Origin of the sequence: Marinagarivorans cellulosilyticus (assembly GCF_021655555.1) — a bacterium.
Taxonomy (GTDB): domain Bacteria; phylum Pseudomonadota; class Gammaproteobacteria; order Pseudomonadales; family Cellvibrionaceae; genus Marinagarivorans; species Marinagarivorans cellulosilyticus.
Map to the genome: position 1 here is coordinate 4,424,369 of NZ_AP023086.1, position 13,743 is coordinate 4,438,111.

A 13,743-nucleotide genomic window follows, 5' to 3' on the forward strand; every position below is an offset into this window, starting at 1 on the left:
TCCAACTACCCCATTAGCTGCTGTGCATTTTCATGCATTATGCTATTTACGCAACTATCAGAAAAATTGTGCTTATTAAAGAAGTTTACATGCGCTTCTAGCGCCTCGTGTTCCGAACAAAAAGGTGCGTCGCTACCGTACAAACAACGATGCGCCCCAAGCTTTTTAATCGCAAAAGCTAAATCATTTTCTACCGAGCTACCCTGCCAATAATGTAACGAAAATGACGTTTCCAGATATACATGTGGGTTAGCATCAGCAATCAGCAATGCCTCTAAGACTTGAGCACCGCCAGCATGCGCCAAAACCACAGGGCTAGATAACAACTGAGCTACCGCATGTGCCACTTTCAAAGGGAATATGCGGTACATTTTTTGACTACCAATTGCAGTACTTACAAATACAGGACGGCCAGCAATAATACCGGCGCTTATACATTGCTGCAGCCCTTGCAACTCACTTAAATCTTGTAAATAGGGGTGTAAAACAAAACCCGAAAACTGACTTTGGTAATCCCACCAAGGGTCATTTGGCGAAAGCTTTGATGGAATTAAACCTAAAGCACCCGCTTTAGGTGTTTGTGAAACCGCCATTAAAAATGGCTCGCATGAACGAATATCGCGACCAAATAAACAAAAATAGCGTTTGAGCGCTATTGATGTTCGCAGGCGATCAAGATCAGCGGGCGGCTCGTCCAACAGTGATTGCTCATTGCGCGAAAGTAACGGGAAACAGAAGCTATCAATCACTTTCATAAAGCATGCTCCGACTCATGCTTTAACACCAATTGAAACTCCTGCTGAGGTATCGGGGCACAATCGTGGAATAGCTGTACATGCGGTGTTAGCTCTAGCGCAAAAGACAACATCTTTTCTGGCGAGTAATAATAAACGAAATCTTCTTGCGGATAAGTACTGCAAATATGGCTAGAGAGCATATCAACAACCAGCCCCTGTTTCGCCAATGCAAAAGCGCGACGAATAAACTGCCGGGCAAAGACTTCGTTATCAAATTCTGTAAAACGAAAATTCAGTACACCCAATGCACAAACCCAATCGGCAACAGTTGCGGTGTCATCATCGAGTAAGATATTTCGTACAGAAAAATCACAATCCGGATGACGTTGACTGGCTTCCTGAATAAGATCCGCATTGATATCAATGCCGTGATACTCCAGCAAAAAACCAGCATTTACCAGCGCTGTGCGCAAATCACCAAACCCACAGCCAATATCACACAAACTAAATGCTTTATTTTTGGGAAGCGCCCTAGATATTGCATTAAATCGAATATTTTGATGCTGGGCAGTATCCCAACCCAGCGTTTTCGGATCATAACCAAACGAATGTAAGCGATTTGAATACCGCACCCTTAGTTGTTCGTCGGTATTTTTTATGGCATCGGCATTTACTGTTGCTTGAGTCATGTCGACCTCACTTATTGGCATAATGCACCTGCAATGTTGATCTTACCGATGCCTGCAGTTGCTCCAATTCTGCGGCGCTTTCTGCCGACAAAATGGCAAAACCATGCCGCTGGGCACCATTTTTAGGACGATTAATAGTTTGACCCGCACTAACCAAAAGCTGAACATGCAGCACTCCATCCAAAGCGTGAACGGCATCAAAACCCTTAATTGAATCAATAACGCCGTTTTCAAAGACAAAAAACGTTAACAACACTTGTCGGTCTACAGGAGATAACACAAGCTTGTGCGTCTCGCCCAAAGCGCGCCGTATTAAATATTGGTATAAATCTGCACCCGCCAAAAAGGGAAGTATTTTTGCGCTCGTAAGCACACCGCCCCCTCGATTTGCGGTTTCCACAAGAAAACAGCGGCCTTTATCATCAACAATGTATTCCGAGTGTGTAAAACCTGCATGAATACCTAACGCTGCCACTACCTTCTGGTTCACATCATAAACATGGCGCGTTAGCTCTTCGCTTAAGCGCGCAGGGTAAACCACATCTGTAATCACGGGCTTTTCACCGGGCAGAATTTTTTTAGATGCCATTGCTAAGTTGTGATGGCATCCGGCTTCGTCACAAATACCATCTACCGTAATATGCGTTCCTTCAACAAACGCCTCTACAATGACTTGCCGGGAATGCGCATTCATCAAAGCCTCTAGAAAGGCGGTTTCTAACTCAGCATTAGTGCGTACAATTGAAACGCCAAATGCCCCTCGATTATCAACAGGTTTAACAATAACCGGCAAGCCAATCAAATTTACAGCCTTAAGCGATTGTTCCAATGTATTACAGGCAAAAAAACGAGGTTGCATAACAGCCGCTTCGCGGACCATTTCACGCATCCATGCTTTATTCGTCGTCACTTGCGCTGCAGCTAAGCCGTCACTAGGCAGCCCCAAATGGTGGGCGATTACCACCGCCGCATAATGCGAGTAATCACACTCGTCAGCAATAACGCCAGCCACTGAGTGCTTTTTTGCTAAAGTTAACAAGCGCGTTAAATCCCTAGGTTCTACACGATAAAAAATATCGGCATGTTTTTTAGCCGCGCAATTTTCGTCCGGGTCAGTTAACAACAACCTTAACCCCATCGACTTTGCGGTTTCAGCCAGTATTTCTTGCTCCCAATTACCGCCAATAACCATCAATATTTTTGACACCTTAACCCCCCATAGCTAAATCAGACCACTGTAATAGCTGGCCTTTAGCAATTGGCTGCGCAGTGCGACAACGTTGCACCATTTCAATATCACTGGCCAAAATACCATCGTGATTCGAACGCAGAAAAATAAAATCACCTTCCGTTAATACTTTACCTTGAGCAATACCGTGCTTTGCAATAACTTTTAAGGCAACAAATGAGCGGTAGCCCATCTCTTCTTGCCCCAACGTTTGTCGCCGTGTAGAACCCAACGCTTTTTCTAGGTTGCGAACCTTTTTTACAAGCCTTTCAAACTCATCAAACTGCAGCGAGAAGTTGTGATCTGGCCCAGTTTGGTTACGGTCTAAAGTAATATGCTTTTCCAATACACAAGCACCAAGCGCCACTGCAGCTAGCGCCAATTCATCACCCAACGAATGATCCGAAAACCCTACGGGGTAACCCGTCATTGCCGCTAACGTTGGAATAAAACCAAGGTTGGCATCTTCAGGTTTAACAGGGTATTGAGAAACGCAATGCAGTAAAGAAAGCTTGCGATTACCCACGCTTTCACACGCTGAAATTACAGCTTCTATATCGTGATAAGTGCCATAACCCAGCGAAATAATCATTGGCTTTTGGCGTTCAGCCACTTGCCGCACTAACGGTAAGTTCGCTTGCGCTTGTGGCGAGGCAATTTTATAAGCAGGTACATCAACCGCTTCTAGTAAAGCGATTGAGCCCTCGTATGTCGGCGATGACAAAAAATCGACATTTACCGCTTGGCACTTTGCCGCCAATACTGGATACCACTGTTCATCTAATTCAATTGCGCTAAACCATTGTTTAAATTCATCCGATTCCAACTCCGGTTGATAAAGACCGTCAAGTTTTATAGATTGAAACTTAACCGCATTAACGCCCATCTGCGCACAGCGTTCAATCATGCTTAATGCGGTTGCTAGGTCTTGGTTATGGTTAGAGCCAATTTCCGCAATAATATAAACCTGCTGTTGGTTGTAACAGTTTTTGCCTACCTTAAAACCATTGCATCCCGTATCACCTGCTGTCATACCCATGCCTTTACACCCAATTCTGACTACCAGACGTTATGCTTTTATTCATTTAACGCTTGAAATTTCTGGCTGTTTTTTTAACTGCCGGAGGAAGACCAAGCCACTGAGTGCTCACCTTGCCGTTTTGTCGCACACCTTCGTAGATATTTGTCCATTGCGCATCTAACCAAGCACTTGTGTTTTTCTCATAGTGCTCTGATGGATTAATCGCTTTAACACGCAGGGTTAAACGTTGTGAATCGGCAGCCAAGGTAAAACCTGCCGCAAGTAGGTCGTCAAGGCGGTCCTCACGGCTACCGCTATATTCCGACCAATAACGCTTAGCTAAACAAACATCCGTTACACTGTACATCGCCCCTTGGTAATACCGCGGGTGCCAGCGCTGTAATGGCCCTGGGCCTCCATCATCCATAAATGCTGGCAGTACATTTTTACCCGAATCATCGACGACTTGATAAATATACAGACCAAACAAATGCGCGTCGGAAAACACCTTAACTGGGCAGCTTCCACTTAAAATTCGCACGCTTTGATCACACCACTTAGGCATCCACTGATGGTAGCCTTTAAGCTCTAAAAAAAAGCTGCGAATCGCCGCGAAAACAATGAATAATGCCGCCATACCAACCCCTAGCAAAGGCGTAGATGCAGGTACATAGCTCGCACTATCGGTTAGCGAACCCAGGGTAATAAGAAAAAACAGCACAAATTGCGCAACAAACAATTGCCCAATAAACGATAAATCCACGATACAAATTAGCAAAAAACCAAATGCGCATTGCTTTAACCACAACAATGGTAGCAATGCCGGTATAAAGTAACCAACAAAGAGCGTACCCTGCCCGATTACCGTCATCCACGAAGAAAACTGACACAATAACTTATAGTTTTTAAGCCAGCGCCAGTAAGGTAAGGTTAAGTGGGGTAAAGCAACAAAATAGTAAAAGCTCAACCCTTTTCGCCAATTAGCCGTTAAGGCTTTTTCTGTTGCGGCAGACAACAACATTAAGGCCAGCAACCAAGCATAGACATTAAGCGCTAACAACGTAATATCAGCCCCAAATACAGCTCCAACGTTACCCCCCCATCCCAACAAAGAATCTAACGACCAAACCTGAGTAGTCGGTAAAAATATAACAACAAATGAAGCTAGTTGATAATAAATATCTTCAATGGAATAGTATTTTGACCGGTAAAAAACGATAAAAAACAAAATTGCGTTAAGGTAATGACTATAGGCACCGCCAATACCTAAGCACCCAGCAATAGCAACAAGTAGCCACAAACACCCAATCGGCTTTAAATAGCTAACGCTCTGGTGCCCCCACAATAAAGCAGCCGCATGGCGCCCAAACCATAATCGACAAACTACCAAACCAAAAAAAACTATTCGAAAAAAAGCCAGTATAAAAGGGGTAGTATTCGGTAAAGCGTTAAAGGGATATTGAAAATACAAACCCAGACAAGCGCAAACAACAAAAACAAACGCTACAACGCACTTAATCTGCAAAGCATTGTTGGTGTTTTCCACACAGCTTATCTTTAATGCTTCCGTGGTCATGCTGCAGCCTGCTGCATTTTTTGAGCGATACGCTTCGCGCCTTGCCCATCACAAAGCTCCCAAGCGGATTTTTGGTGCTGGTAAAGGTCGCTATATGGCTTTTCATACCACTGCTTTAACAGGTAAAGTACTTTGTCGCGGCAAATGGCAAAGCAATTAGCCGCCTTTGTAATATCGCAACCTCCCCCAAACTGAACGAGACTATTAAAATTATTGCGTTGATCTTCTCCTGCCATAAGCACTGCGCTCGGCTTACCCAGTGCGCAACGCTCCCAAACACCACTGCCAGCAGTCCCAATAACAAAGTCAGTCGATGCAATAAGGCCAGCCATATCATCAGGGTCAATCACTAATTGAGTTCCCCTATGCGACTGGCAATAATCTTTAAGCTGCTGAATATGCGGCGCGTTAGCAGCCAATACACAGGTCACGCGCAACTTACCTTGCGCTAATACTGGAGCAACAATTTTAAGCAAGGCGAGGCTATAATTGGCAGCGTCCGTCGCCCCACAACTGATTAAAAAATGCGATTGGATATCGGCCTTAGCGTAAGTTACAGAACGTAACGATCGAAATTTTTTTCGCAGCGGTAAATATTCGCGCCCTAACAGTCGTGTACTACTCGATTTGAGCCAAGGGTCGTAATCCGCATTCATATGACTCCCAGAATCTACCAAGATATCGGCTGCTAAAGGGCGATTACATAAATCATCGATCACCAAAGTTTTAGCCGCCAGCGGCTTTAAGAGTTCATGCTCGGCAGCAGACCATGCATAATGATCAATCACCAGCCACGCTGCGCAGTAGTGCTGCAAGCAAAATGCTGAGTTCTGGGCATCCCATTGCGGATCGCTCTGCCCCCATGTTGAAAAGTCATTATGCTGAGGCTCAATAATTTTTTCTGGTGTTGGTAAAACGACAACATCAAAGTTTTTCCGCTGCAACCAATCAATTGCATTGCCGGCTAGATCACGGCATGCAAACACACAACAATAGCCATGCTCAATTAAAGTTTCCGCTAGCGCTACGCAACGCACAACATGCCCATTACCCAAAAAATGGGATGCGTCAACGCGAAAAAGTACAGTGCCGCTAGCCACCTAACTGCTCCTGTAATCGCTGATATTTAATTTCGGCAATGACCCAGTCGTCAAGGGTGTCTATATCTTGCACTTGCGTGCTTGGCAAAATTACAGCGCGGGTTTTATCGCCCCACAGCAGTTTACCGTGGCTAAAAGCTTGGCTTGTACCCCAATAAAATTGGGCTGCATCATGGTACATTGGCGTTAAATCTTGCGAGCGAGCTAGCATTGACTCTGCCTGAGCCGGCATAATTTTATTGCCATCGCATACTAGTGCGCGCTGGATAGGAAAATCAAAAGCCACAGCAGAAACCACATAATCACATTGCTCCTGCCGCAACCGATTAAAACCTTCCACCAGCGCAGCGCTTTGTAACAATGGATTGGTGGCATAAATACAACAAACATAATCAAAATGCTGCCCGTGCGCGGCTAATGCCTTAATCGCATGCTCTACAACAGCTTGTGTGCCGGTAAAATCATCGGCTAATGCTGGCGGCCGCATAAAAGGCGTACTCGCGTCACAATCACGCGCTATAGCCGCTATTTTTTCACAATCGGTAGATACCACAACATCGTCAAATAAGGCACAAGCTTGCGCCGCTTTAATTGCATAATCCAAAATTGGCTTACCTAAAAAAGGCCGGATATTTTTTTGCGGTATTCGCTTAGAGCCACCTCTTGCTGGAATTAACCCTAATACGCTTGGCTTTGATTGCGTCATAAGCTTTCCTTTAAACAGGTAATTACGTGCGCTTGCTCTTGCTCAGTCAAGGTCACAAATAACGGCAACGTCAGTGATCGCGCATAATGTTGCTCTGCATTAGGAAAATGGCTACCAAAGTAACGCGCTAATGGGCGATATAAGGGCTGTTTGTGAATAGGTATATAATGCACATTGGTGAAAATATCGTGCTCTCGCAAGGTTTCATAACACCTATCACGCACTTCAGAAGATTCAAAAGTTACAACATAAATATGCCACGCCGAATAGCAATTTGAAGGTTCTACCGGTAATTGCAAAGGCGTGTCGAGCAAGCCTTTTAAGTAAGCTGCCGCTTTTTCGCGGCGCGCCTCGACAAACACATCCAACTTATTGAGTTGTGATAAAGCCAAAGCTGCATGAATATCACTTAATCGATAATTAAAACCCAGTGCCTGCTGCTCGTAATAACAAGGGGCAGCAGGAGGACTCTGCCAGTGCTCACTGTCCCTTTCTACCCCGTGGCTCGCAAGTTTGCGCACTTTAGCGGCAAGTTGGACATCATTTGTTAACACTGCACCGCCCTCACCGGCGGCCAAGGTTTTTACCGGATGAAAACTAAAAATGGTTGCATCACTGTATGCGCCACTACCTATTGCACTGCCTTCGTACAAGCTGCCAATGGCATGGGCGGCATCTTCAATTAAACAAATACCGTAATGGTCTGTTAGCTCTCGAATAGGCTTTAGATCGCAAGGCAAACCTGCGAAATGCACTACCACTAAGACCTTGGGCAAAATATTAGCTGTCTTGGCCTGCGCAAGTTGATCAGCTAATTTTACCGGGCAGATATTGCGACTGGCTGGGTCTATATCCACAAATTCAACTTGCGCCTGGCAATACAGGCCACAATTAGCCGATGCTACAAACGAAAGTGGCGTTGTCCATAAATAATCACCCTTGCCAAGCCCCAGGGCCAAGCATGTTAAATGCAGCGCCGCGGTGCCGTTACTTAGCGCGACCGCGTACTGAGCACCCACCTTGGCTGCTAGCGCCTTTTCAAAATCCTGTACTACGGGCCCCTGCGTTAGCCAAGGCGAGCGCAATACTTGCGTTACCGCCTGGATATCATCGTCATCAATGCACTGGCGGCCGTACGGGATCATAGATCCGCGCTCTCGTGTAACGCTTGTATTTGGTTAACGGTTAAAAAGTCGGTGTTATTACCCGAGTTATAGCAAAAACCTTTAGCCACAGGCTGACCTGTTTGATCAAGCTTATTGCGTTCAAAATTTACTGGACGATACATTTTAATCGTTGGCGTAATCACATAGTGATCATCGAACTCTACCGTTAGATGGGAATCATCCTGCGGGCACATGGTTTCGTGCAGTTTTTCACCAGGGCGAATACCAATCACTTGGGTCTTAACGCCTGGCGCTACAGCTTCAGCTAAATCAGTAATTCTTACGCTAGGTATTTTAGGTACAAAAATTTCACCGCCATGCATACGCGAAAAATTAGTCAGCACAAAATCGACACCTTGCTGCAAAGTAATCCAAAAGCGTGTCATTTCTAAATCGGTAATCGGTAAATCACCTTTGTTTTCCGCGATCCACTGCTGAAAAAACGGCACCACAGAGCCACGCGAGCCCACAACATTACCGTAACGCACCACGGCAAATTCCGATTTACCTGCGGCCATATTGTTTGCCGCGACAAAAAGCTTATCTGATGCGAGCTTAGTCGCGCCGTAAAGGTTTACCGGGCATGCCGCTTTATCGGTAGAAAGCGCAATCACTTTTTTCACACGATTTGTAAGTGCCGCGCGAATCACATTTTCAGCACCATTAATATTGGTTTTAATACATTCAGTCGGGTTATATTCTGCCGCCGGCACTTGCTTTAAAGCCGCTGCGTGTATGACATAATCTACGCCCTCACACGCTTGCGAAATGCGCTCTTTATCCCGAACATCGCCAATAAAATAGCGCATAACTTCGCTATTAAACTGCTGCTGCATTTCAAATTGTTTTAATTCGTCACGCGAGAAAATAATGATTTTTTTGGGCTTATGGTGCTCCAGCAGCGTTTTGGTCAACTTTTTGCCAAATGATCCTGTTCCGCCGGTAATTAAAAGTGTTTTATTTTCAAACATGAGCAACCTCAACCGTGAATCCGCAGTCAATGTAAAACATTGTCTTTTCTAATGTGTCGATATCTTGACGTGTACCTTTATATATAGCAGAGGCTATGCCAAGCGACAGAAAAGATACCGGCAAGGCACAAATTAAAACGGTTAGGCGCCCTATTCACCCCATAACTTGCCCTAGCGCAAGCAATACAGCGCTTTGGGGCTGCACGATTTATAGCCGCAAGGAGATGCGCATCACAAGCTAGCCAGTTACCCTCAGCCGCAAAACGCAAGCTTGGTATAATCGCGTAAGCAAACAACCCACGACCCCACAACCAATGGTTACCCGAATGTTTACCCCACTAATACGCGCAAATGCTTGGCAATGCTTTACCCTCCTTGCGATAGTTACTTTAATACCGGCATGTACAGGGTCGAACGCATCATCAAGCCATGAAAACACAAGCAGTAGCCGTTCAAGCCAAGCATCCAGCCAAATACAGGTTTCTAGCGCGGCATCTAGTACTAGCGCAATTGCACCGTCCAGTGTGCAGTCCTCGTCGAGCACAGCCGCGGTCTCTTCCTCTGCATCTCCTATAGGTTATACAGACGGCGATTTTATTTTGGGAATGGACATTTCTTACTGGTCAGAGCAGCTAGACCAAGGCGCTATTTACATCGATACCGATGGCCAAGAAAAAGACCTGCTCGAATTACTGAAGAACCACGGCATTAACTTTATTCGCTTGCGAACCTTTGTTGACCCGACGTCCCCCCATGGGTATACATCAACCGCTGGCGGCGCTAATGCTGGCTGTCACGGCAAAGCGCAAGCATATAATGGCAAGGAAGATATCGTACGCACGGCCAAACGCATTAAAGCCGCCGGCATGGGCTTTTTGCTCGATTTCCACTATTCCGACACCTGGGCAGATCCAGGCAAACAGGTGATTCCCGATGCTTGGCGCAACAGCAACAGTATTGAAGCTTTAGCCCAACAAGTACGGCTGTACACCATGGATACATTAGAGGCACTACGCGCTGAAAACGCCTTACCCAACATGGTTCAAATAGGTAATGAAAGTACACCGGGTTTACTGGTGCACAGCGCAACCAATGCAACCGATTGCTGGGGCAACAATTCCATAGCACATACAGGCCCTAATGGTGCAGCCAATAATAACAACTGGGGCAATTTGGCAACGCTATTAAAAGCGGGCATTGCTGGCGTTAACAGCGTAGGAGCCAATATCAAAACGCTGCTCCATATTGAGAACTTTCATCACCCAGACGGGCTTGAGTGGTGGGTCGATAGCGCCCTTGCGCAAGGCGTTGCGTTTGATGTTTTGGGGCTTTCGGCCTACGAAGAATTTCAAGGGCCAGCAAGCGAGTGGCGCACGACTATGCAACGCATTTCAAGCCGCTACCCGCAATTATCGTTTTCTTTTGTCGAGTACAACCCTCGCGGCCGATTGCTTAACGACATTATGCACGAGCTACCCGACAATCGTGGCTTAGGCACCTTTTTTTGGGAGCCTACAGAGTCAGGTTTTTGGGGCAATGCTTTATTTACTCAGCAAGGCAACCGTTACCAGGCGAACCCCGAAGACTTCGCCGTTTATGATCAAATAGTAGAGGATTATGGCTTAAGAAAATTACCTTAAGGACTGTAGGAATATAGGGCTGTAACGAGACAGGCGCTAATCTTTTGATGAAGTAAATGGCAACGACTTAAATAAATTATCTAAAAAACTACCGGAGTTGTTCAAGCCGTTAAGGATATTTTCCATCGCAATAAATTGCTGCATTAAGCGCTCTTCGTAAGCGCTCATGCGGCGATCTAATCGCTCTTCTTCACCTTCTAATGTTGAAATATCACGCTCTAATGTTTCTTCACGTTTATCAATTAAGCCATTAGATTGCAAAAAGGTATCAATTAGCTCGTCCAGCTGCCCACCCACACCACGAGAGAAGTTGACCGTCGTGCTAGTTGCATTTTCACCCACCACTACACTTAGACCTTCAGCAGCCTCGCCTAATTTAGGCAATAACACCTGCCCCAAGCCAAAACCCACCACGCCATCAACGGTGCCTGCCACATCGCGGCCTGCACTGCCATTGCCTTGTGCTATTTTCAAGAAGGAATCAACATCACCCGTTACAGAATCGACATTAACATTCGAGCTAGCACCGTACTTTGTTGATGTCATCACGAAGTGATCTGTATCGAACGCTACTGTAACAGTAGCGCCCGCCGCTTTTAAGTTTGCATCGGCATTAATGGCGCTTTGCATCGCAGCCGCCAAATCCGCTTCTGTATCGTAAGTAACATCGGTAGGGACCGTAATTAAATCAGATTCCACACCATTGACAATCAGGTTCAATCCAAACGATAACGAGTCAGTATCGAAAGGAAAACCCTGAGCAACTGTATCACCAGTAAAAGCACCTTTACGCGGCGTTGTAGTAACGACGATATCGTATTCACCAGCAACCGTTTGTTTACCAAAGCTGTTCACCGTAATATCGCTAGCACTGGATTTGGTACTGGCTGATAACAAATTTTGAACGTCTTCTAGGTTGTCTTTGAAGGCGGCATCAAATTCTTTGTCGGTAATGCTTAATGTGCCATCTAACTCTGTACGAATACCTAAATTTGTTAACGCTTTAAAAGTCGCATCTTCTGGCAAACCTGTCACGCTTGAAGCAAAGATATTACGCATTTGCCCTACCACAGATTTCGCCAAAGAATCATTCACTAACGAACCATATTGCTCATTCTCTTCGTCGTAGCCAATCACAGGTTCTAACTCTTCGAGCAAGGCATTATAGGCATCAACAAAGTCGCGGGTGGTTTGTTTGGCAAATTCGATATCGTCCGATACCGTGACCGAAATAATTTCACCTGGGGACGACTTTAATAAATCAAGTGTTAAGCCATCAACCACATCGGTGACCGAATTAGTACTGCGGTTAACCGTTAAACTGTTAACAACCAAAGTGGCATCGGTGCCGGCTTGCTGCTGGGTTAAGCGCGTGGGTGTTACCATTGGGTCAGACAACAATTCAGCCGTATAACCAAACCGGGAAAGATCATTATCGTCAGTATCTGTGGGTGAACCACCCGCTTCCGCAACGGTTATTTCGAGTTCATTATTTTCACCCGACTCTGCCGTCATCAATAACACATAACCGCTACCATTATTCACGATCGATGCTGTTACACCCATTTCAGCATTATTGATTTCGTCTCTTAGGCCTTTAAGGCTATTGTTGGTGGAGTCAATGGTTATTGTGGTAGGCGTCGCATCAGCATCACCTTCAAAGGTGCCACTATCCCAGTGGCCAAAATTAAACGTTAAGGTACCCTCGCCAACTTGATCATCTTCACTGGAAAACTCTGGCGACGCTAAAGACTGTGATTGCGCAAGGGAGGTCACCTCAAACTTATAAGTACCTGAGGCAACGTCGGTACCTAGGCCCGTCGGCACCAACGCGTCACTTTCAGTAAACGATGCGCTTTTACTAAATAACCCTTCGTCCGAGGTCAGCGCTTCTACAGATGCTTGAAAGGTCGATAGTGCACTTTTAATTTTTCCAAAATCTGAAATTTGAGTTTCTTTTAATTCTGTTTTTGTATCAATACGTGCTTGCGGTGCAGAGCGCTCAATTTCGGTCAGCTGCGTAACGAGATTACGCGAATCGATACCCGATCCGGCACCTAATGATTGGATAATATTGTTTTCAATCATAACCCACCTGCCCTAACCTAACTCAAACCTAAAACCGCCGCGTTGTGCGGATAAATGCAATTAGACCTGTTTCAACTGCATACCAAAAAATATCAACTGTATTTCGAACCGGTTAATTAAGTGCGCAGGCCTATTTATAAAAGCCAAAACCCACGCCGCCGAAATATGGTGCCATCACCAATTCCGGTAAATACAACGTTTCTAACACATGCCAACCCTCTCTCGGCCGATGCGTTATACGTGTTATTTGTAACTTGTAACGCTTAACCTACGTTACAAAATTTTTGTACACGCAATACTTAACCTGTTGCATTCACCAAGTTAACCTCACCGTTTTCCTTCATCTTTCGTGCCAGCTCTAAAAAGGTTTCGTTGGGGATCTGCCGGATAATCTCACCGCTGCTCGATTCCACAACTTTAACCACTGTTCGCTCGGTTTCATCATCAATACTAAAGTGTAGATCGCGCTGTACGGTCTGCACGAAGTCATTTGCTGTATCTACCGCTTCTTCTAGCGCTTTATTAGCCGCCTCGCGATCGCGTTCAACTTCAGCTGCTTGGCTCACCTTATCGACATCTTCAACAGGGTTTTCCGATTGTATTGACTCTGTTTTTGCAGGCTTTGTTGTTGATAGCGGTAAACCTTTGCCGCTTTCTTCCACAGGCGCTGTTGAAACCGGTGTTTTAGACGCTACCGACGCTGTCGGAAAGCTGGGCCGAATAACACTGATATCGTTCATAGAATTACCTCTCTATAACCATACAAGCCGGAGAGTCTCCTCTCCGGCATCCAACGTCCCTGTTGCTAAGGGCTTTCGCCC

Annotated in this window: 12 protein-coding genes; 1 reads left to right on the top strand and 11 read right to left on the bottom strand. The window is 45.6% G+C overall.

All coding sequences use genetic code 11. From position 1 onward, the window contains the following. Positions 1-5: 5 nt before the first annotated feature. The 9 genes from MARGE09_RS18130 to pseB form a co-directional block, all read right to left on the bottom strand. Positions 6-755 (bottom strand): amidohydrolase family protein, encoded by a 750-nt coding sequence (locus MARGE09_RS18130; protein ID WP_236984396.1) that lies wholly within the window; start codon positions 753-755, stop codon positions 6-8. After that, the gene (locus MARGE09_RS18135) at positions 752-1,447 is read right to left on the bottom strand and encodes a class I SAM-dependent methyltransferase (RefSeq protein ID WP_236984398.1); all 696 of its coding nucleotides are present in this window, start codon (positions 1,445-1,447) and stop codon (positions 752-754) included. The genes MARGE09_RS18130 and MARGE09_RS18135 overlap by 4 nt, the downstream gene beginning before the upstream one ends. Then, entirely contained in the window at positions 1,434-2,633 is a 1,200-nt protein-coding gene (locus MARGE09_RS18140; RefSeq protein WP_236984400.1) for an ATP-grasp domain-containing protein, read from the bottom strand. The genes MARGE09_RS18135 and MARGE09_RS18140 overlap by 14 nt, the downstream gene beginning before the upstream one ends. 1 nt (position 2,634) lies before the next feature. Beyond that, positions 2,635-3,687 (bottom strand): N-acetylneuraminate synthase family protein, encoded by a 1,053-nt coding sequence (locus tag MARGE09_RS18145; protein WP_236984402.1) that lies wholly within the window; start codon positions 3,685-3,687, stop codon positions 2,635-2,637. 52 nt (positions 3,688-3,739) lie between these two features. Next, the gene (locus MARGE09_RS18150; RefSeq protein WP_236984404.1) at positions 3,740-4,975 is read right to left on the bottom strand and encodes a hypothetical protein; all 1,236 of its coding nucleotides are present in this window, start codon (positions 4,973-4,975) and stop codon (positions 3,740-3,742) included. A 272-nt stretch (positions 4,976-5,247) separates the two neighbouring features. Continuing rightward, positions 5,248-6,351: a UDP-2,4-diacetamido-2,4,6-trideoxy-beta-L-altropyranose hydrolase gene (pseG, locus tag MARGE09_RS18155; RefSeq protein WP_236984406.1), complete on the bottom strand. Its 1,104-nt coding sequence runs from the start codon at positions 6,349-6,351 to the stop codon at positions 5,248-5,250. Continuing rightward, entirely contained in the window at positions 6,344-7,057 is a 714-nt protein-coding gene (pseF, locus tag MARGE09_RS18160) for a pseudaminic acid cytidylyltransferase (protein WP_236984408.1), read from the bottom strand. The genes pseG and pseF overlap by 8 nt, the downstream gene beginning before the upstream one ends. Continuing rightward, positions 7,054-8,202: a UDP-4-amino-4,6-dideoxy-N-acetyl-beta-L-altrosamine transaminase gene (gene pseC / locus MARGE09_RS18165; RefSeq protein WP_236984418.1), complete on the bottom strand. Its 1,149-nt coding sequence runs from the start codon at positions 8,200-8,202 to the stop codon at positions 7,054-7,056. Before pseC ends, pseF begins: the two co-directional genes overlap by 4 nt. Beyond that, positions 8,199-9,194, bottom strand: a complete 996-nt coding sequence (gene pseB / locus MARGE09_RS18170) for a UDP-N-acetylglucosamine 4,6-dehydratase (inverting) (RefSeq protein WP_236984425.1) — start codon at positions 9,192-9,194, stop codon at positions 8,199-8,201. The genes pseC and pseB overlap by 4 nt, the downstream gene beginning before the upstream one ends. A 326-nt stretch (positions 9,195-9,520) precedes the next feature. Here pseB and MARGE09_RS18175 point away from each other — a divergent pair, with 326 nt between their 5' ends. After that, positions 9,521-10,834 (top strand): glycosyl hydrolase 53 family protein, encoded by a 1,314-nt coding sequence (locus tag MARGE09_RS18175; protein WP_236984428.1) that lies wholly within the window; start codon positions 9,521-9,523, stop codon positions 10,832-10,834. 36 nt (positions 10,835-10,870) lie between these two features. Here MARGE09_RS18175 and fliD read toward each other — a convergent pair whose 3' ends face one another. Further along, positions 10,871-12,922, bottom strand: coding sequence for a flagellar filament capping protein FliD (gene fliD / locus MARGE09_RS18180; RefSeq protein ID WP_236984430.1), 2,052 nt, complete (start codon positions 12,920-12,922; stop codon positions 10,871-10,873). Positions 12,923-13,221: 299 nt separating this feature from the next. Beyond that, positions 13,222-13,662 carry a flagellar protein FlaG gene (locus tag MARGE09_RS18185; protein WP_236984432.1) on the bottom strand — a complete coding sequence of 147 codons (441 nt, stop codon included), beginning with the start codon at positions 13,660-13,662 and terminating at the stop codon, positions 13,222-13,224. Between the last annotated feature and the right edge of the window lie 81 nt (positions 13,663-13,743).

What these genes read in the sequence shown, in the direction of transcription:
- MARGE09_RS18130 (WP_236984396.1), bottom strand. Translation starts at nt 755, where the DNA reads ATGAAAGTGATTGATAGCTTCTGTTTCCCGTTACTTTCGCGCAATGAG.
- MARGE09_RS18135 (WP_236984398.1), bottom strand. Translation starts at nt 1,447, where the DNA reads ATGCCAATAAGTGAGGTCGACATGACTCAAGCAACAGTAAATGCCGAT.
- MARGE09_RS18145 (WP_236984402.1), bottom strand. Translation starts at nt 3,687, where the DNA reads ATGACAGCAGGTGATACGGGATGCAATGGTTTTAAGGTAGGCAAAAAC.
- pseF (WP_236984408.1), bottom strand. Translation starts at nt 7,057, where the DNA reads ATGACGCAATCAAAGCCAAGCGTATTAGGGTTAATTCCAGCAAGAGGT.
- pseC (WP_236984418.1), bottom strand. Translation starts at nt 8,202, where the DNA reads ATGATCCCGTACGGCCGCCAGTGCATTGATGACGATGATATCCAGGCG.
- pseB (WP_236984425.1), bottom strand. Translation starts at nt 9,194, where the DNA reads ATGTTTGAAAATAAAACACTTTTAATTACCGGCGGAACAGGATCATTT.
- MARGE09_RS18175 (WP_236984428.1), top strand. Translation starts at nt 9,521, where the DNA reads ATGTTTACCCCACTAATACGCGCAAATGCTTGGCAATGCTTTACCCTC.
- fliD (WP_236984430.1), bottom strand. Translation starts at nt 12,922, where the DNA reads ATGATTGAAAACAATATTATCCAATCATTAGGTGCCGGATCGGGTATC.
- MARGE09_RS18185 (WP_236984432.1), bottom strand. Translation starts at nt 13,662, where the DNA reads ATGAACGATATCAGTGTTATTCGGCCCAGCTTTCCGACAGCGTCGGTA.